14 protein-coding genes are annotated in these 16,935 nt (G+C 58.0%); 5 read left to right on the forward strand and 9 right to left on the reverse strand.

Annotation, left to right across the window (positions count from 1 at the left end):
- Positions 1-13: 13 nt before the first annotated feature.
- The gene (locus ACYZTZ_RS11900) at positions 14-1,255 is read right to left on the reverse strand and encodes an MFS transporter (RefSeq protein ID WP_461998324.1); all 1,242 of its coding nucleotides are present in this window, start codon (positions 1,253-1,255) and stop codon (positions 14-16) included.
- A 274-nt stretch (positions 1,256-1,529) separates the two neighbouring features.
- A complete protein-coding gene (locus tag ACYZTZ_RS11905) occupies positions 1,530-1,667 on the reverse strand; it encodes a hypothetical protein (protein ID WP_008155215.1) in 138 nt (45 codons plus the stop codon).
- Positions 1,668-1,823: 156 nt separating this feature from the next.
- Here ACYZTZ_RS11905 and ACYZTZ_RS11910 point away from each other — a divergent pair, with 156 nt between their 5' ends.
- Positions 1,824-2,012, forward strand: coding sequence for a hypothetical protein (locus ACYZTZ_RS11910; protein WP_028620074.1), 189 nt, complete (start codon positions 1,824-1,826; stop codon positions 2,010-2,012).
- Positions 2,013-2,031: 19 nt separating this feature from the next.
- Here ACYZTZ_RS11910 and ACYZTZ_RS11915 read toward each other — a convergent pair whose 3' ends face one another.
- Positions 2,032-2,403 carry a fe2+ zn2+ uptake regulation protein gene (locus tag ACYZTZ_RS11915; RefSeq protein ID WP_461998325.1) on the reverse strand — a complete coding sequence of 124 codons (372 nt, stop codon included), beginning with the start codon at positions 2,401-2,403 and terminating at the stop codon, positions 2,032-2,034.
- 244 nt (positions 2,404-2,647) lie between these two features.
- Between ACYZTZ_RS11915 and pvdQ the strand changes: the two genes are divergently transcribed.
- Positions 2,648-4,993: a bifunctional acylase PvdQ gene (gene pvdQ / locus ACYZTZ_RS11920; RefSeq protein WP_461998326.1), complete on the forward strand. Its 2,346-nt coding sequence runs from the start codon at positions 2,648-2,650 to the stop codon at positions 4,991-4,993.
- A gap of 55 nt (positions 4,994-5,048) precedes the next feature.
- Here the strand turns inward: pvdQ and ACYZTZ_RS11925 are convergent, their stop codons facing one another.
- Together ACYZTZ_RS11925 and ACYZTZ_RS11930 are read right to left on the reverse strand one after the other, a co-directional pair.
- Positions 5,049-6,050 carry a FecR family protein gene (locus tag ACYZTZ_RS11925; protein WP_461998327.1) on the reverse strand — a complete coding sequence of 334 codons (1,002 nt, stop codon included), beginning with the start codon at positions 6,048-6,050 and terminating at the stop codon, positions 5,049-5,051.
- A 98-nt stretch (positions 6,051-6,148) separates the two neighbouring features.
- On the reverse strand, positions 6,149-10,972 hold the full coding sequence (locus ACYZTZ_RS11930; RefSeq protein WP_461998328.1) for a dermonecrotic toxin domain-containing protein: 4,824 nt from the start codon (positions 10,970-10,972) through the stop codon (positions 6,149-6,151).
- Between the two features lie 231 nt (positions 10,973-11,203).
- On the opposite strand from ACYZTZ_RS11930, the gene ACYZTZ_RS11935 reads away from it, so the two are divergent.
- Positions 11,204-12,244 (forward strand): Ldh family oxidoreductase, encoded by a 1,041-nt coding sequence (locus tag ACYZTZ_RS11935; protein ID WP_461998329.1) that lies wholly within the window; start codon positions 11,204-11,206, stop codon positions 12,242-12,244.
- 94 nt (positions 12,245-12,338) lie between these two features.
- Here the strand turns inward: ACYZTZ_RS11935 and ACYZTZ_RS11940 are convergent, their stop codons facing one another.
- Positions 12,339-12,656, reverse strand: coding sequence for an ElaB/YgaM/YqjD family protein (locus ACYZTZ_RS11940; RefSeq protein WP_056739945.1), 318 nt, complete (start codon positions 12,654-12,656; stop codon positions 12,339-12,341).
- 165 nt (positions 12,657-12,821) lie between these two features.
- On the opposite strand from ACYZTZ_RS11940, the gene ACYZTZ_RS11945 reads away from it, so the two are divergent.
- Complete coding sequence (locus ACYZTZ_RS11945; protein WP_008155229.1) at positions 12,822-13,073, forward strand: hypothetical protein; 252 nt, start codon at positions 12,822-12,824, stop codon at positions 13,071-13,073.
- On the opposite strand, the gene ACYZTZ_RS11950 is transcribed toward ACYZTZ_RS11945, so the two are convergent.
- The gene (locus ACYZTZ_RS11950; protein WP_461998330.1) at positions 13,048-13,983 is read right to left on the reverse strand and encodes a LysR family transcriptional regulator; all 936 of its coding nucleotides are present in this window, start codon (positions 13,981-13,983) and stop codon (positions 13,048-13,050) included. The genes ACYZTZ_RS11945 and ACYZTZ_RS11950 overlap by 26 nt on opposite strands.
- 85 nt (positions 13,984-14,068) lie before the next feature.
- Between ACYZTZ_RS11950 and ACYZTZ_RS11955 the strand changes: the two genes are divergently transcribed.
- On the forward strand, positions 14,069-14,992 hold the full coding sequence (locus tag ACYZTZ_RS11955; protein WP_461998331.1) for a carbon-nitrogen hydrolase family protein: 924 nt from the start codon (positions 14,069-14,071) through the stop codon (positions 14,990-14,992).
- A gap of 134 nt (positions 14,993-15,126) precedes the next feature.
- On the opposite strand, the gene ACYZTZ_RS11960 is transcribed toward ACYZTZ_RS11955, so the two are convergent.
- Both ACYZTZ_RS11960 and ACYZTZ_RS11965 read right to left on the reverse strand, forming a co-directional pair.
- The gene (locus ACYZTZ_RS11960; RefSeq protein WP_461998332.1) at positions 15,127-15,600 is read right to left on the reverse strand and encodes an LEA/WHy family protein; all 474 of its coding nucleotides are present in this window, start codon (positions 15,598-15,600) and stop codon (positions 15,127-15,129) included.
- A 136-nt stretch (positions 15,601-15,736) separates the two neighbouring features.
- On the reverse strand, positions 15,737-16,816 hold the full coding sequence (locus ACYZTZ_RS11965; RefSeq protein WP_461998333.1) for a nucleoside hydrolase: 1,080 nt from the start codon (positions 16,814-16,816) through the stop codon (positions 15,737-15,739).
- Positions 16,817-16,935: the final 119 nt, after the last annotated feature.

Raw genomic sequence — 16,935 nt, forward strand, 5'->3', positions numbered from 1 at the left:
CTATGTTGTGGTGTCAGACGGCAAGCGCGATGTGAGAACGCCGCAGAAACAGCCGCAGAGGAAGCAGGCAAAGAAGCCCTGCAATACCAGCCATCAGGGCAAAGGATTCGTGGCTATTACCGGCGCCGGCTGCAGCGATAATCGAGCCGCCACCGCCCATGACGGCGATCGAGATCATGCCGATCATGGCCGAGACCAGACCTTTGCTGTCGTCGCTGGCGAACAGCGCAAGCCGGTACAGCGCGGCATTGCTCATGCCAAGGCCAACGGCGTATAGCGCCAGGCAACTGATCAGCACGACTGTCGAAGCACCGTAGAAGCTGACGGCGACTAGCGCGATGAGCCCGCCGCAAAACGGCCAAAGCGCGTATCGAATCAATTGTGGCAATTCAGTGTTGGCAATCAGTCGGTTGAGTATCAGATTGCCGAGAATGACCGCCGCAAATACCGGGATTTGCCACAGGCCGTACTGCAGCGTTGAAAGCCCTTGGTTGTGGATCAGCAAGAGCGGCGCCAACCCGATCCAGGCAATCAACGGCAGGCTCATCACGCCCAGCGCGACAGTGGCGCAAAGGAATCGCGGGTTAGTCAGCAACGCGGCATAGCGGCGCAGGGTGCCGCGCCATTCAAAACGCACGGGCTCCAGCCGCTGACCGTCGTGGCGCAGGGTGCCCACGGTTTCCGGCATGAACAGGTAAAGCCCGAACCAGACCATCACGCCGCCGAGACCCAGCAGTAAAAACAATTCCCGCCAGGACAACCACTCCAGCAGCAGACTGCCGAGCAACGGCCCCAGAAGCGGGGAGAGCAGCGCAACGTTCCCCAGCAACGCCATGATTTTGACCGCGTCGGCTTCGCAGAAAACTTCTTGCAGGGCCGGGTAGCTGACCGCGATGACAAACCCCAACCCCATACCCTGAATCAGTCGCAAGCCGTTGAACGCATAAATGCTTTGCACGTTGAACGCGGCGGCACAGGCCAGGGCGAATACCGCACAACCGATGAGCAACATCCGGCGGCGGCCGAAGTGATCAGACAGCGGGCCAATCAGCCATTGCAGAAGCATGCCGCCGGCCAGATAAAGATTGAAGGCGTAGGGGACATGATCGGGGCTGGCATCCAGTTGTTCAGTGACGGTCAACATGGCTGGCATAATCATGTCGCTGGCCATATAGGTCAGCAGTTCGAAAAAAGTGATTGCAAGGCAAAAGCCAAACAAATGGTGGGGGCTGATATTGATTAAAGGCTTGTGCATGGCATCCCTGTTCTTGCTCGAAGTTTAATAACGGGTTTATTGCGATGCACCGAGAGTAATCATCGAATATGAATAGCTCAAATGGACGATTAAGACCGAAAGCTTCAATGGTTATCGCTATGTTTCGATGTGCACAGGGATGGAAACAAGAAGTGAATACCCATGTACGAAAAATGCCCGCGACAGGGCGGGCATTTGTTCAGTCGTTATTGGGTGGGGTATTTGCCTTACGAATGAATGTTCATTTATTCACGCTTTATGCCACAACCAACCGTTATCGATGCTGGTAATAACCCGGCCCGCCACGGTCGTAATGGTGGCCGCCGTGCCAGCCGCCGTGGGGGAAAACGATGCAGCCGCTCAGGGTCAGGAGAGCGAGCAGGGGAATCAGCAGTGTGATTCGACGGAACATTTCAAAATCCTCATGGTTATCGCCGCTATGAAGCCAAATCTCTTCATCGGCTGTAACATGAGACCCCGTTTGTAGCGTCCCATCCCCGGAGAAAGGTAGGGGCTTGGCATGCGTTCTGATACAAATCGGATACATTTTCAGGTTCAGGAACTCGCAATGACTCAGTCGCAACGTTTGAAATACTCGATTCTGATCTCCCTCGTGGTGTTGGGGATCATGTTCGGCCTTTCGTATCTGCAAAACACAGGCGTCATCAGCGAGAAGCTGTTTCAGTACATCGCCATCGGCGTGGCGGTAATCGTGGTGGTGATCAATGGCGTGATGCGTCGCAAGGTCAAACCCTGAGCGACGCACCTTGAGCGGATCACTCGCGTTGGAGCATGGCTGCAGCGTGCGGATGCAGGCTGTAGCTTTTGTCCGGATTGAGCGTGATAACGCCCTCGCTGCACAAGCGTTTCAACACTTCCCGCACACTGAGGAAGGACAGGGGGATATCCAGGTCCAGCAAGTGGCTGTGCAGGCCGCGCACGCCAAGGCTACGGTCGCTTTCGGCGGCGGTCAGCAAGGCGTCGATGACTTTGAGGCGGATCAGACTGGTTCGCAGACCAAAGCTCTTGAGCAGCAACCTGATCCGCTCGTTGCCATTGCGCTCACTGCGTTGACTAAAAACACTGGAGCCCATGGCAGAGCCCTTTGGCGCATTGCTACCGTCCGTTGGCAGTTGCGAGTTGTACATGCAAAAACTCCTTTTCCGAGCCGGCCAGGAAATGTGATGGGTGCTCTCATTGAATAAGACGTACGAGCAGGGCAAATAATGAAGCCCCGAATGTAGAAATTTTGTCGCCATCACGTCAGCGGCCTGTGAGATGCCTGTGAAAAGCGCTTTTCACGGCCTAAATTTTTGTCATTTGTTTCGTTTCCAGGGGAAGGCGCAGTGCGTGTATGACGCAGGGTGTTTGTCTTTTCGATCAGGAGCGAGCGTGATTATTTCCAGGCAGTTAACCCGGTTCAGCCTTGCAGGTGTGTTGGTGGGCTTGAGTCTTGCGGCAAACGCACGCAGTCAGCCGGAGCAGGCGAGTGCCGACATTCGCCGGACCAGTTTCGGTGTGCCGCATATCCGTGCCGACAACGAGCGCGGGCTCGGTTATGGCATTGGTTACGCCTACGCTCAGGACAACCTGTGTCTGCTGGCCAATGAGATCACCACCGTGAACGGCGAACGTTCACGCTATTTCGGCCCGGATCAGTTCACCGTCGAAGAGCGCGAAAACCTGGTCAGCGATCTGTTTTTCAATTGGCTGAACACGCCACAGGCCGTCGAGGGTTTCTGGCAGGCGCAAACCCCGCCGGTGCGCGATCTCATCGAAGGTTATGTGGCGGGCTACAACCGTTCGCTGACCGAGCGTCGGGCGCAGGGTTTGCCGCAGCAGTGTCAGGGCGACTGGGTGCGCGAGATTACCGCCCAGGATCTGGTCAAGTTAACGCGACGTCTGTTGGTCGAAGGCGGAGTAGGGCAGTTTGCCGAAGCCTTGGCGGGCGCGACGCCACCCAGGGCCGTTACTCATGTGGCAGGCGACCCTGTGTCGTTCCAGGTGGCTGCCTCGCGCATGCAGCGTTTTGCCCTGGATCGCGGCAGCAATGCCGTGGCAGTCGGCAGTGAACGTTCTTTCAACGGTCGGGGAATGTTGCTGGCCAATCCGCATTTCCCTTGGGTCGGCGGGATGCGTTTCTATCAAATGCACCTGACCATTCCCGGCAAACTGGACGTCATGGGCGCGGCGCTGCCGGGGCTGCCGATGATCAACATCGGTTTCAACCAGCACCTGGCGTGGACCCACACCGTGGACTCGTCCAAGCATTTCACCTTGTATCGCCTGCAGCTCGATCCCAAGGATTCAACCCGTTATCTGCTCGACGGCAAGTCATTGCCGATGAAGAAACAGACCCTGACCGTGGACGTGAGACAACCGGATGGCCAGACCAGACCGGTTTCTCATGTGGTCTACAGTTCGCAGTTCGGCCCGATCGTGCAATGGCCCGGAAAACTCGACTGGGACAACCAGTTCGCCTACAGCCTGCGCGACGCCAATCTGGACAACGACCGGGTCTTGCACCAGTGGTATGCAATGAACCGTGCGGTCAGCCTCAAAGAGTTGCAGGCCTCGGTGCACAAGATCCAGGGGATCCCGTGGGTCAACACCCTGGCGACGGATGATCAGGGGCAGACGCTGTACATGAACCTCTCGGTCGTGCCGAACGTCAGTGCCGACAAACTGGCCAGGTGCAGTGATCCGCGGGCCGGGTTGCAGATGATCGTCCTCGACGGTTCCAATAGTGCGTGTGCCTGGGACATCGACCCGCAGGCTGCGCAAAAAGGTATTTATGCGGCAGACAAGTTGCCGCAGCTGTTGCGCAAGGATTTTGTGCAGCACTCCAACGATTCGGCCTGGATGGCTAACCCGGCGCAACCACTCACCGGTTTTTCGCCACTGATCAGCCAGGACGGCCAGCCATTGGGGCTGCGCTCACGCTTTGCACTGGATCGCCTGAATACGTTGAACAGGGCCGGCCCAATAGCAGCGGCGGATCTGCAACACATGGTGATGGACGACCAGGTGTATCAGGCAGCTCAAGTGATGCCGGACCTGCTGCAGTTCTGTGCGGCGGCACTGGGTACCGATGCGCCCGCGCTCACACCGCTATGTGCCAGTCTCAAGACCTGGGATCGCAGTGCGAATCTGGACAGTGGTCTCGGGTTTGTGCATTTCCAGAATGTCATGGAGTCGCTACAGCAAACGCCTGATCTGTGGCGTGTGGCGTTCGATCCGAAAGACCCGCAACACACCCCTCGTGGCCTGGCAGTCGACCGTCCGGAAGTCGCAAAGGCGGTTCGCGAGGCGATGCTGGCGTCGGTGGCGCAGATCAACAAGATGGGGCTCAAGGCCGATAGCCGCTGGGGTGATATCCAGGTGGTCAGCAGTGGCGGCCAGCAGACGCCGATTCACGGTGGACCTGGCACTCTTGGAGTTTATAACGCCATTCAGAGCGTGCCGAGAACCGACGGTAAACTCGAGGTCGTCAGCGGTACCAGTTATTTGCAGGTGGTGACCTTCGATGACAAGGGACCGCAGGCCCAGGGGCTGCTGGCTTTCTCGCTATCCAGTGACCCGGCCTCCCAGTACTCCAGAGATCAGACCGTGGCATTCTCCAGGAAGCAGTTGAGTGTGTTGCCGTTCACCGAACAGCAGATCAGGTCCGATCCGCAGTACCAGGTTCAGACAATCCATGAGCAGGATGCAAAAACCGGGAAGGTGGCCGCACAGTAACGCTGAAGATGCTTGAACCAGGAAGTGAAGGCCGCACCCACAAGGGGCACGGCCTTCAGCTTTTTGGGGCTTGTAGCGGAATGGAATTGAGGACCGGATTGCCATCTTTGTTGCGAGTCAGGTAGACCGGCAATACCTTGGGCAGGGACGCCACCAGGTTGTTGAGCTCTTTGATGTTGTAGATGCCGCCGATACGAATCGAGCCGGTGCTGTTGTCGGCCACCATCACCGGTTTGCTCAAGTAGCGATTGATCAATGGCAGTGCGTCGGTCAGCGCCAGATCATCGAGCACCAGTTTTCCGCTGCGCCACGCCAGTGAGTTGTCATTGTCGTAGGTCTGACTGATCCTGGGAGTGAAGTCGCCGCGTCTGAAGCTCGCCTGCATCGCTGGCTCAAGGCGCAAGCCGTCTCCCGTCAGGGCATCATTGCTGCTGACCAGCACCGAACCTTCAATCAGGTTCACGCGTACCTGATCTTCATACATCCAGACGTTGAATTTGGTTCCGGTGACCCGAATCCTGCCTTCGGCCGCTTTGACAATGAAGGGGTGTCGAGTGTCATGGCTGACGCTGAAGAAGGCTTCGCCTTTTTTCAGCGTGATCCGACGTTGATCCTTGTAGTTGCTGAACGTCAGCTCACTGCCCAGGTTCAGCTCCACCTGACTGCCATCACTCAGGGTGACCTGGCGGACATTGTCGTTCGCCTCGAAATGTTGGTAGGAATTGGGCAGCCAGCCCAGGTTCCAGCCGCTATAGGCCGCCAATGGCAACGCCATGGCGCAAACCGCGGCGGCGATACCGAAGGTGCGCCAAGGCGTAGCAGGTTTGGCGCGGACCATCGGGACCACGGTTTCTGGACGCGGCAGGTCACCCGCGACATCCCAGATCTCCAGCATGGCCTCGTACTCGAACGCGTGAAGCGGATGAGCGTCATGCCATTGCTCGAACGCCAGCCGCTCTTCAGCAGTGCAATCGTTGGCGTGCAGACGCATGCACCAATGCGCAGCGGCATCGGTGACAGCGTCATATTCGGCTTGCGAGAGAGGGTTGTCGGTCATTGACTCTTCCTGATTTCCTGCATTCTAACCTTGTGAGGAAGTCTGCGAGAACAACCGTCATGGCAATAACCCATCAAACGGGCACTTATTTTTAAAACTCACGGGGTGCTGGTGTGCAGTTGGCGCCCCATATGGCTAATGAGCCATGCAACGCTGTCGGCGTTGCCGAGTTGCACCTTGAGTCTGATCAGTGGATCTCTCTTGAAAATGTTGCGGGCACCGCTCAGGTTTTCTCCGCCGGTCAAGGTCAATAAATGTTTTTTTACCCGATCAGTATTTTCATATGAAGTGCTGCCTGGATCCTCCCACACACCGGTATCAGGATCCTCGGTCATGAACAATTGAGTAAGGGGGGTCTTGATCGAGAGTGCGGTGTCCTGAAGCGTGGTCAATGCATCCTTGAGGTTACTGGCGGTTGCGCTGGTCGTTTCAATCAGATGGGAAAATGGTCTGCTGGAATCGAGGTAAGCAATGTCTTCGGTTTTGCAGACGATATGGGAAAGCTCATGAATAAGGGTTACTGCTCGGGCATGCGGGTTGATAGGGAAGGCAGGGTCGGTAAGATGTGGGCGGTAATTGTCGAAACCAGTGTCGAAGAATTTTTCTGCCAGATAAATTTTCCGCTTTGCATCCGTTGGAATGGTGAAACCGAATGTATTTGCCGCGCCACTGAGCAGCCTGCCGATTGCAAAACGATTGGTCTTCGGCTTTCTGAGTGAGGGGTCCAACAAGGCCGCAAACATGTCGCCCAAGACTTTTTCAAGCTGCTCCACATGCGCGGACTGCACTTGCGGTACGTCAATAAAATCCATGATGAGTTGATGCACGGGGGTAACCGTGTGGTCGGAAGACTTCAGCAATTGCAGGTTTTGAAAGCAGTTCCAGGCGTAGGTGGTTGCCAGGTCCAACGCTTCGTCAATCTGACGGGCCTTTTGCGGAAACAGTCGACGGATTTCGGGCATTCCATTGGCATCGACGTTCATGCCCTCCCAAACCGAAAGTGCGGTGCGCAACCGTTTGCCGATGCTGAAACGGGGCGCTGGCGTTTCCCTATCCAGAACCCATTGTTTCGAGACGTTCTGACTCAGCCGAGGACCGCGAATGTGTGTGTCGGCGATGCGCCAGCGTGTGCCGAGCTTTGCGACCGGATATACCTTTCCTTCAACCGGTGCGTAGGTTTTTTTTGTCGTCGGATGGGTATAGAGCCCAAGACTTGAGTTTAATGCGAGCGAATTCAGATCGACGTCGATGCTTTCATGACGCTTCAACTGCGTACGTTCGGGGGCTGTAATGGCAACGTTCTGCCATTTGAACCGGGTGTCGGGCGTTTCTGGCGCAGGTGCACTTGGCGTAGAAGATGGCTTCGCTTGCGCTTCCAGCGATTGTCGCAACGTGGCCAATTGTGCAATGCCGCTGATGAACTCCTTTATCGCCGCCCCCCATTTGTGCGTTTGAAGGTCCTCGGCGGACTGCTTGATGTCTTGGTAACTGCGCCACACCGTGATCGGGTAGGCAAGCTTGCCCGTCAAGAACGTAAATGCCTCATGCAAATCTTCACCCAGCACATGCTTGATGGTTGCCCATTCACCCTGCTTGTTGTCATCGGTCTGACAACCTAGCAATCGGACTAATAACTCGACGTTGTCGTTGAACAAGTGTTTGAACAGATTCCCCTTGATCGGATTGGACGCCAGCGTCACTTCGGGGAGGCGGTTACTGGAGGTCCTCATCCTGTACTCAAGCAGTATCCGATCAGGCTGCGGGAGGTTCATCAGTACCCAGTCGAGCAGACTGCCGCGGGTCTTCAGTTCAGTCAGCAGTTGTGTTTCATTCTTGTATTCTTTCACCCCGTGCCGAGGGCTGTGAGGCGCGACAAGGACCTGTGGTGCGGTGCTATCGGCCGATGAGCCAATCAGATAGACGCCTGGCACTTTGATCGCCTGTTCACTCTTGATGCCCAGGAGCTCAAGTGGGCGGATGATCGCGTGGGCACCATCGACTGCCGCGCGTGCGATAGCGTCAGGCATGTCCATGACTTGGCGTATCAGATCAAACCCCGTTTCGCTCAGGCGCTCCTGCAGTTTTTCCGTGTGGGCGTAATGCATCAGCTGCCAGGGTAATTGCGTGTAAAACCGCTTCCTGCGGTCGGCTGCGTTTGCCTGGGTGTCTGCAAAGGCTTCGTTCAATGTTTTCTGCTGATGTTCGCCCAGCTTCAAGTTTCGTATCAGGTCCCTGATGTAGCTTTGGTCCATCTCCTCGGGAATCACGGTGCTATCCAGCGACACCCGCCTGAAATGGGTTATGTCCAGATTCTTGAAGTGGGTCAATGCAAAGTCGGTCAAGGTTTGGGTGCTGGCCGCAGACCTCGGCCGTGCGCTGATCAGGATCTGGACCTTGTCCGGATCGATGTCGAACTTATCGGCCTTGAGTTGTTTTTCAAGTGCATGGTGAGCCGTGCGCGCCAGGGAGCGTATGCCGGTGAGGTAGTCCTGGTCGTCGGTGACGTTGTTGAGGTATTGCTGAAGCAACTCCCCATGCAATATCTGATCTTTGATGGACGCCTTGGCCAGCCATGCCGGCAGTTTTTGCTGAGTGGTCAGGGATTGGGCAATGTCCGTCGCGCGGTCTAACCCGGTCATCGGTTGGCGTAACGCCACCCGCTTCAGAAGACTGGCCAGGGTCGTCGCAGGGAGCTTCGTGGCCAGCGCACGGGTGACGCACGCCTGGTCCAGCTGGACATAGGGCTTTTGCACCTGATCGAGAAAATGCTGATCTATTCGCTGTAGTGGGGCGAGGGTGTAGTGCTTGCCAGGCAATCGCTCGCTGCGTCCAAGGTTCTCCAGAAGTGTGGTGCGATCATCGTCGTCTTTGAGGCGTCGCCCCAGCTCGGTCAGCAGAGGTGCCAACGCGTTGTAGGCTTCAAATCCCGACGCAGGTGTCCATAGAATCGCCTTGCCCGAATGCAACGGGTCCAGGCCACCTCGTTCGGTCAGCACAAAACAACTGGCCAGTTTCAACGGCTCAGCAGAGTCGCCCGCCTTCAGCGCCAAGGAAAACACGTCCGGCAAAAAGCCGTTCAATGCCGCTCGCTGCAAGCGTACCGGAGTATCGAGTACGGTTTTGATGATCGCCTGTTCCGTCGCACCCAGGGTGCGCATGACGGTGTGCAGCTTCAATTCACTGCGCAATGCCGTTGACAGGGTATGAGTGAAACTCGATTGCAGGCTCCCGAGTGACGAATTGACGATACGCTCCGCTTCGGCAATCGTGCGGGTGGTTGGGGGAATGACCGGGTGGTTTTCGAGGAGTTGGTCGAGCGCCACCTTAACGGAGGAGAGTCGGGCCAGTTGCTCTTTGGCCGACTCGGCACGAACGGTGGCCGGTTGCGCGCTCCAGCGCTGGTCTGTGTGTGTGCTCCAGCGTCCCGCGGCATCGGCCGCCAGCAGTCGATCGTCGATCAGTCCCCGGACATCCAGTGCGTTGTCGATCAAGGCATGGGGATCCTGTGTACCTTCGCTTTCACGGTAACGGCGCAGCGCGTGGGACAGGTTCTCCCGTTGTTTGCCAAGGATGTCGTCCATCAATTGTTCAAACACCGGGCTGATGATCGGTTCACCGACAATGACGCGCTCATCCGGCTCCAATGAAAGAAACGTGCCGCGTTCGTCAAAAGACATGAAGTTGAGCAGCGTGTCTTCGTGGCCTTCGCTTTTCATCATCTCCAGGACGATTTTCCTGACAGCGGGCAAGTCGCTCGTCGCCTCGATGCCTCTGGACTGGGTGTACAGAAAGCCCAGGGTTTCGCGGCTGCCGATCATCAAGGTCGAGGCCAGCTGCGCGTAATGCTTGAAGGGCGCGGTGACACGCACTTTTTCGATGCGAAGAGGATCGACGGTTTCAGGTTCGAGGCTGACCTTCATCAGTCGCAGGTATTCCTGCGTCGTTAGAACACCTTGCTGACGCGCAAGCAAAAGCTTCACGTGAAAGGTATCGCGCAACACCTCGGCAAAAAACGCCGAGCGTGACTGTCCGTTGCTCATCGTTGTGTTCCAGAACGACTTGAGCAGGCCTTGCAAGTGAGGGGTAAAACTTTGCGCGATCTCTTTGACGGCGCTTTCCCAGGCCTGGTTATCGGCGTCGTTGCTCACACTGTGTTGGGGATTGGAAAAGACTCTGGAATCGCCAGTCGGCCACTGGTTGGTCAGGTAGAAATGCAGCAGGGCATCGCTCAGTGAATGCGAGGAAAGCGTGTGCTGGTAATCGCTGTCGTCGAAGGTTGAAATCGTCCTGACAAAGCTCTTCAGTCGAGTAAGGCGCTGGTCCAGTTTGGGAAACGGTTTGTACAACGCGTTTTTGAGGGTCTCGTCCAGCATCGATTGCAGCGTTGGCAGCTTGACCAGCTCGCCCATCATCGTCTTGATGTTCTGAGCCTGATTGCGATCGAGGGTGAGCTCCTGCTCCTGGAACACCGCACCTGCGATTATTTGCGTGGCAATGTCTGGCGCAGTGGCGGTGGGTAAAGTGCTGCGTTGTTCGATGGAGAGAATGCGCAATAACTCACGCTTCCCAGTGGGCTGTGCCAACCACTCCTTGAGCTTACTTTTGAGGTCGTCCATGTCCGCGAATTTGATCAGGCCTTTCCAGGGTGTGTAGAGCGTGACTTCTCCATCGTTGGGCCGGCTCATGGCAAAAGCACCGGCCAGGGGGAAATCGGGTGCATCAGGCACGCTTAATAACAGCTGATCGACGTGCATGGGCTTGTTATTGGCGATACGGATTTCATGCGTCGCCAGATAAACAACCTGCAACCACTTCAGGTCATCAAGCGTGAAGGACAGTGCCTTTTCGCGTTCACCGGGCTGTTTGGCATTGGATGCAAGTTCTGCCTCGTCGAAAAAATACGGCAGTGGGGGAGCAATCATGGTTTTTCCTCGATGTGCTGCGATCGGCGAGTAATCGCCGGTCGTTGGGTTGAGGAAAAACAGTACGGTCAGTGGAAGGCTCAGGTGCGGTACATATTGCTTGAGCCGAACAGGCTGTCGAGACTTGACAGGACGCAGGTAGAACAGCGCTTAATCGACAACTGTTTTGGGTTGCCCTGCAACCTCGCTTCACCCTGTTGCCCGTACTCAATAATAAAACTGGAGCTTCAGATGACCGCAACGCCCGAAGTGGCCGTCAGTTCGAACACTCAAACGCTCGATTTCGACGCGCTCGTTCTTTTGCTTGAGCAGATTTTTCAGCGCCATGGCACCTCCGCCGAGGTGGCCAGGACACTGGCCCTCAACTGCGCCGGCGCCGAACGCGATGGCGCCCATAGTCATGGCGTGTTCCGCATTCCCGGTTACGTGTCGACGCTCCAGAGCGGCTGGGTCAATGGCCAGGCCGTGCCGGTGGTCGAGGACGTGGCTTCGGGCTTTGTCCGGGTCGACGCCGGTAATGGTTTCGCCCAGCCGGCCCTCGCGGCAGCGCGCGCCTTGCTGGTGGAAAAGGCCCGCAGTGCCGGCATTGCGGTGCTGGCGATTCGTAACTCCCACCATTTCGCCGCCTTGTGGCCGGATGTCGAGCCCTTCGCCTATGAAGGCCTGGTGGCGCTGAGCGTGGTCAACAGCATGACCTGCGTGGTGCCGCACGGCGCCGATCGTCCGCTGTTCGGGACCAACCCGATTGCGTTCGCCGCCCCTCGGGCTGACGGCGATCCGATTGTCTTCGACCTGGCAACCAGCGCCATTGCCCATGGCGATGTGCAGATCGCCGCACGCAAGGGCGAGCGTTTGCCGCCAGGCATGGGTGTGGACGGTCTCGGCCAGCCGACCCAGGACCCGAAAGCGATTCTTGAGGGCGGCGCGTTGCTGCCGTTTGGCGGGCATAAAGGTTCGGCGCTGTCGATGATGGTCGAGCTGTTGGCGGCGGCGTTGACCGGCGGCAATTTTTCCTTCGAGTTCGATTGGTCGAACCATCCGGGGGCCAAGACGCCGTGGACGGGCCAACTGTTGATCGTGATCGATCCCAGCAAGGCGGCCGGACAGAACTTTGCCGAGCGCAGCCAGGAACTGGTCCGGCAGATGCACGGTGTGGGGCTCAAGCGTTTGCCGGGGGATCGACGTCACCAACAGCGGGCCAAGTCCAGCACCGAAGGCATCCAACTCGATGCTCAGACGTTGGCGAGCTTGCGGGCATTGGCCGGGCTCTGAGTTCTGCATACTCTCAGTCTGCATAAAAACCGGGCATGAAAAAGGCGAGCTGCGTGCTCGCCTTTTTGCTGGGTACTGATTAAAACCGGGTCGCTTAACGCCGACCCAGCAACAACCCGACTACCAGGCCAAAACCGGCAGAGATCGCCACGGTCTGCCACGGATGACCACCGATGTAGGTTTCAGTGGCTTCGACCGCAGGTTTGGTCCGGTCACGAACGCGGGTGACGGAGTCCCGCGCCTGTTGAAGTTTCTGGGCGATCTGCCCACGAAGTGTGTCCGCTTCCTCTCCGACGAGCGAGGCACTGCTTTTGAGCAGCTTTTCCGACTCTTCGATCAGAGCCTGAAGTTCGCTGAAGGCTTGATCCTTGATCTGGTCTTCGGCGACTTGTGCGGCGGTTTTCCGGGCCATTGAGGTACTCCTTGCAGATAAATGGACAGTGAACAGTGGAGTCTGCCGTCAGCGAAAAAGTTGCAGTGGATTTTAGCGTTGAGCCAACCCTGACGAAAAATCCTGAGTCGGACATTTCTTCCTACAGTGTAAGATGTCGCCTATTTTACGCAGCAGGTAACTCCCATGAGCTTCAATCTGGCCGACAAACCCCTTGCCGAGCGCGCTGCGCTGGAAGATGAGAAATCCCGTCTGTTCGATCTCTGGCAAAGCAACCTGGGCAAATCCAAGGGCGAAGCCGCGCGGTTGTTCGGTGAACGCGCCAAGCGCAAAGGCAAATGGGCCGAGTGGGTCCGTGCCGAACTCGACGGCATGTCGCCCCCGGAATTCGCGAACATGGTGCGCAGTGAAGTCAATCGCCTGATGGCTGCCAAATAGCGCTCGCGAAGCTCGCGACAATCGCTTCCCGCACTTTCAGCACCACCGGATCGAGCTGTGTACTGGTGCGCCAGCCCAGTTCGATCGGGTATCGCGGCAACGCCAAAGGGCAGGGCAGCAGCGCCAGTCCGCTAAGCGCTGCAATGCTTTGCGCCGCATGGGCCGGAATGGTCGCCACGGCCTGACTGCCCTTGAGCAAGTGCGGCAATGCGGCAAAGTGTGTGGTCGAAGCACATACCCGCCGACTCAACCCCAGCGCCGCCAGCCCCTCATCGGTGATCCCGATAAAGCCGCCCGACGACACCAGAATGTGTTCGCGGGCAACGAACTCATCAAGGCTGAGGGTCTGCTGTCCCTCGGCCAGGCTGAGCGGGTCCACCAGGCACAGATAACCGCCTTCTCCCAGCACCTGACGGCTGAGCAAGCGCTCGGAAAACCCACCGGCGGTGATCGCCAGATCAATGCTGCGTTCCATCAACGCTTGAGCGACGATCTGGCTGTGAGTCTGACGAAAGATCAGCCGCAGCTTCGGCGCGACGCGGGCGATTTCTTCGATCAAGCGGCGCCCATAAGCGATTTCGAAATCATCGGACATCCCCACGGTCACCGAGCGCCCGTCGTAATGGTGGGCGGCCGGATCGACCATCGCCAGGCTCTGCCGGCATTTGTTCAGGGCATCGCTGACCACCGGTTTCAACTGGTTGGCCTTGAGCGTGGGCGCGAGTCCGCGGCCGGTGCGCACGAACAACTGATCGCCATACATCTCGCGCAGCCTTCGCAGTGCCGCGCTGACCGCCGATTGCGTCACGCCCAGACGCAACGCGGCCCGGCTGGCGCTGGACTCTTCATGCAGCGCTTCGAAGACTTTCAGCAGGTTGAGATCGATGGAGGCGATATTCATTTGGTTCATATCATTCAGCAGTGAATGGGGCTTTATTGATGATCCCGTGGCGCCTGAGAATGAGCAACACCTCATTGCTTTCGGAGTTACTGCGATGCCCAAGTCAATCGTTGCTGCACTGCAAATCGGCTCTTTGCCCGGCGGCAAAGCCGAGACCCTGGAACAGATCCTTTCTTGGGAAAACGCGATTATCGAATCCGGCGCTGCGCTGGTGGTCATGCCGGAAGCGTTGCTCGGCGGTTACCCCAAAGGCGAGGGCTTTGGTACTCAGCTGGGTTATCGACTGCCGGAAGGGCGTGAAGCCTTTGCCCGGTACTTTGCCAATGCGATCGACGTGCCCGGCGCGGAAACCGAAGCGTTGGCCGGGTTGTCAGCGCGCACCGGCGCCAACTTGGTGATCGGCGTCATCGAGCGCGCCGGCAGCACCTTGTACTGCACCGCGTTGTATTTCGATCCGCAGGCCGGGCTGGTCGCCAAGCACCGCAAACTGATGCCCACCGGCACCGAGCGGTTGATTTGGGGTAAAGGCGATGGCTCGACGTTGCCGGTGATCGACAGTCAGGTCGGGCGGATCGGCGCGGTAGTGTGTTGGGAAAACATGATGCCGCTGCTGCGCACCGCGATGTACGCCAAAGGCGTGGAGGTCTGGTGCGCGCCAACGGTGGACGAGCGGGAAATGTGGCAGGTGAGCATGCGCCATATCGCCCATGAAGGACGCTGCTTTGTGGTCAGCGCCTGTCAGGTTCAGGATTCACCGCAAGCCTTGGGCGTGGAGGTCGCCAACTGGCCGGCGGACCGGCCGTTGATTGCCGGTGGCAGCGTGATCGTCGGGCCGATGGGCGACATTCTGGCAGGACCGCTGCGTGACAGCGCCGGTTTGCTCACCGCAGTAATCGACACTGACGAGCTGGTCCGTGCCCGTTACGACTTCGACGTGGTGGGTCACTATGCGCGCCCGGACGTGTTTGAGTTAACGGTGGATGAGCGGGCGAAACCTGGCGTCCGTTTCAACACATAACTACTGTGGGAGCGAGCCTGCTCGCGATAGCGGTGGGCCAGGCAACTAATGCGTTGAATGTGCCGCCGTCATCGCGAGCAGGCTCGCTCCCACAGTTGATGGGTGTCGGGTTCCTTGTAGGAGCGGGCTTGCCCTCACCAGGTGCCGGTCGTCGACGTTGGCAGGCTGAGTTTGCCACTGTCCACGAAACGCATCGTGCCAAACAAGCCGCCCGCGAGTTTGCCATGCAGGACGTAGGGCAGGTTGTCGAGGGTTTGGGTTTTGCTCAGGCCCAGTGTCTGGCGCAACACGGAGAACGCCGAAACACTTACCGGAACGGTCAGCACGGTTTCGGAAAAGCGTGCAATCGAGCCCGATTGATCGCTGACACCGGAGGCGAGTGGCTGGCCGTTGACTTCCAGGTCCAGGGCCACGCCGTTGTAATTGATGGCGGTTTCGTTGGGGTTTTGTACGCGTATTTTCACGGCAAAGCGTACTTCCATGTCCTGGCTTTGCAACGGCTCGAAGCCGACCACGTTGATGTTCAGCGGGTCGCGATTGGGCAGCAGGGCGCAGGCGTTCAGGGAGAGCAACAGCAACGAGAGGGATAAAGCGAGGAGTCTGCGCATGAAGGGTTCTCGACAGAAAAGGGACCGAACCGCTGACGGCTCGGCCCTTGAGCAACGTTCGGCGGTTCACCTGTGCGACCACGCTTACTGTGAGGGGTTCGCCGCACGCTGTCACTTCTTCATGAGCGGCGCGGCATCAGCTGCCTTTGACCGGCGTCGACAAGGTCACAAGATTCACATAATCATCCCAGAACTGCTTCTGGTCGATGGCAAACACCACCTTGGCTTTTTGCGTGCCCACGGGTGGACTTTTCTTGTAACCCAGGGCACGACCGTAGTCGGCACCGAACTGGGCATTGACATCGACCCACAGTTCGCGGGATTCGGTGACGATGCCCGGCTCGACCAGAAATAGGGCCGGCAGGCTGTCCCAGGTAAAACTGTGATAGCCGGGGTCTTTGCTGAACAACGGCGCGAATTCGTGTTTGTACAGATCGGCAATCGGTCCAGGCCGGGCGATGACGCGCTGGTAGATCGAGGCATCGAAGGTGACCTTTTCGCACACATCGTTGGGAAAAATGATGTGTTCGATGGGTGAGCGCAGGACGATCTTCGCCGCCTCGGGGTCGAACCACCAATTGAATTCAGCGGCCGGTGTGGTGTTGCCCGGAATCTCGATGGCCCCGCCCATGTACACGATGCGTTTGATCAACGGCACGATGTCGGGGGCGGAGCGAATGGCCAGGGCGATGTTGGTCAGCGGACCGACCGCCAGCAACGTCACCTCATGGGGATTGGCGCGCACGCTGTCGACGATGAACTGGGCGGCGGTTTCCTTGCGCAGCGAAGTGTGGGTCGCCAGGCCATCCGGCGGGGCGATCAGTTGCGCGGCGGACGTCGGACGCGGCGCCTTGAAAGCACCCGGCCAACCAGCCCCGAACAGGGCTTTTTCCTGCGAGTAGGTGGCGAAGTCATGAAGCAACGGGTAGGCCGCGCCGGAATAGACGCCGACGTCCTTTTCCACACCCATGCGCTCTACCGCCTTGAGGGCATCCACCTGTTCCTGGTCGACCCAGGCGTTGCCGCTGACCAGGGTCATGCCGAGCAGGTCGATGCGTTTCCGGGCGTGGAGTTGGGCGAGCATGATGAAGGCCTGGCCATCATCGTTGAGCACGTTGAAGTCGGTGTCGAAGATGACTTTTTCCGCCGCTTGCAGGGAACCGGCGCATAGGCCGGCAGCGACAAGCAGGGCACAGCGTTTGATGAAACCTTGCATGAATTCTCACCTGATAATTGGAATGACTGCCGAAGGATTGACACCCATCCACTGTGGGAGCGGGCTTGCTCGCGAAGGCGTCCGGTCAGTCAGCATCCCCGTCAACTGACACACCGCTT

Source organism: Pseudomonas sp. LB3P58 (genome assembly GCF_054897895.1).

Bases quoted from the DNA above. Each gene is read 5' to 3' on its own strand.
- ACYZTZ_RS11900 (WP_461998324.1), bottom strand. From the start codon at position 1,255: ATGCACAAGCCTTTAATCAATATCAGCCCCCACCATTTGTTTGGCTTT.
- ACYZTZ_RS11925 (WP_461998327.1), bottom strand. From the start codon at position 6,050: ATGACCGACAACCCTCTCTCGCAAGCCGAATATGACGCTGTCACCGAT.
- ACYZTZ_RS11950 (WP_461998330.1), bottom strand. From the start codon at position 13,983: ATGAACCAAATGAATATCGCCTCCATCGATCTCAACCTGCTGAAAGTC.
- ACYZTZ_RS11940 (WP_056739945.1), bottom strand. From the start codon at position 12,656: ATGGCCCGGAAAACCGCCGCACAAGTCGCCGAAGACCAGATCAAGGAT.
- ACYZTZ_RS11915 (WP_461998325.1), bottom strand. From the start codon at position 2,403: ATGTACAACTCGCAACTGCCAACGGACGGTAGCAATGCGCCAAAGGGC.
- ACYZTZ_RS11955 (WP_461998331.1), top strand. From the start codon at position 14,069: ATGCCCAAGTCAATCGTTGCTGCACTGCAAATCGGCTCTTTGCCCGGC.
- ACYZTZ_RS11930 (WP_461998328.1), bottom strand. From the start codon at position 10,972: ATGATTGCTCCCCCACTGCCGTATTTTTTCGACGAGGCAGAACTTGCA.
- ACYZTZ_RS11910 (WP_028620074.1), top strand. From the start codon at position 1,824: ATGACTCAGTCGCAACGTTTGAAATACTCGATTCTGATCTCCCTCGTG.
- ACYZTZ_RS11905 (WP_008155215.1), bottom strand. From the start codon at position 1,667: ATGTTCCGTCGAATCACACTGCTGATTCCCCTGCTCGCTCTCCTGACC.
- ACYZTZ_RS11935 (WP_461998329.1), top strand. From the start codon at position 11,204: ATGACCGCAACGCCCGAAGTGGCCGTCAGTTCGAACACTCAAACGCTC.
- ACYZTZ_RS11945 (WP_008155229.1), top strand. From the start codon at position 12,822: ATGAGCTTCAATCTGGCCGACAAACCCCTTGCCGAGCGCGCTGCGCTG.
- ACYZTZ_RS11965 (WP_461998333.1), bottom strand. From the start codon at position 16,816: ATGCAAGGTTTCATCAAACGCTGTGCCCTGCTTGTCGCTGCCGGCCTA.
- ACYZTZ_RS11960 (WP_461998332.1), bottom strand. From the start codon at position 15,600: ATGCGCAGACTCCTCGCTTTATCCCTCTCGTTGCTGTTGCTCTCCCTG.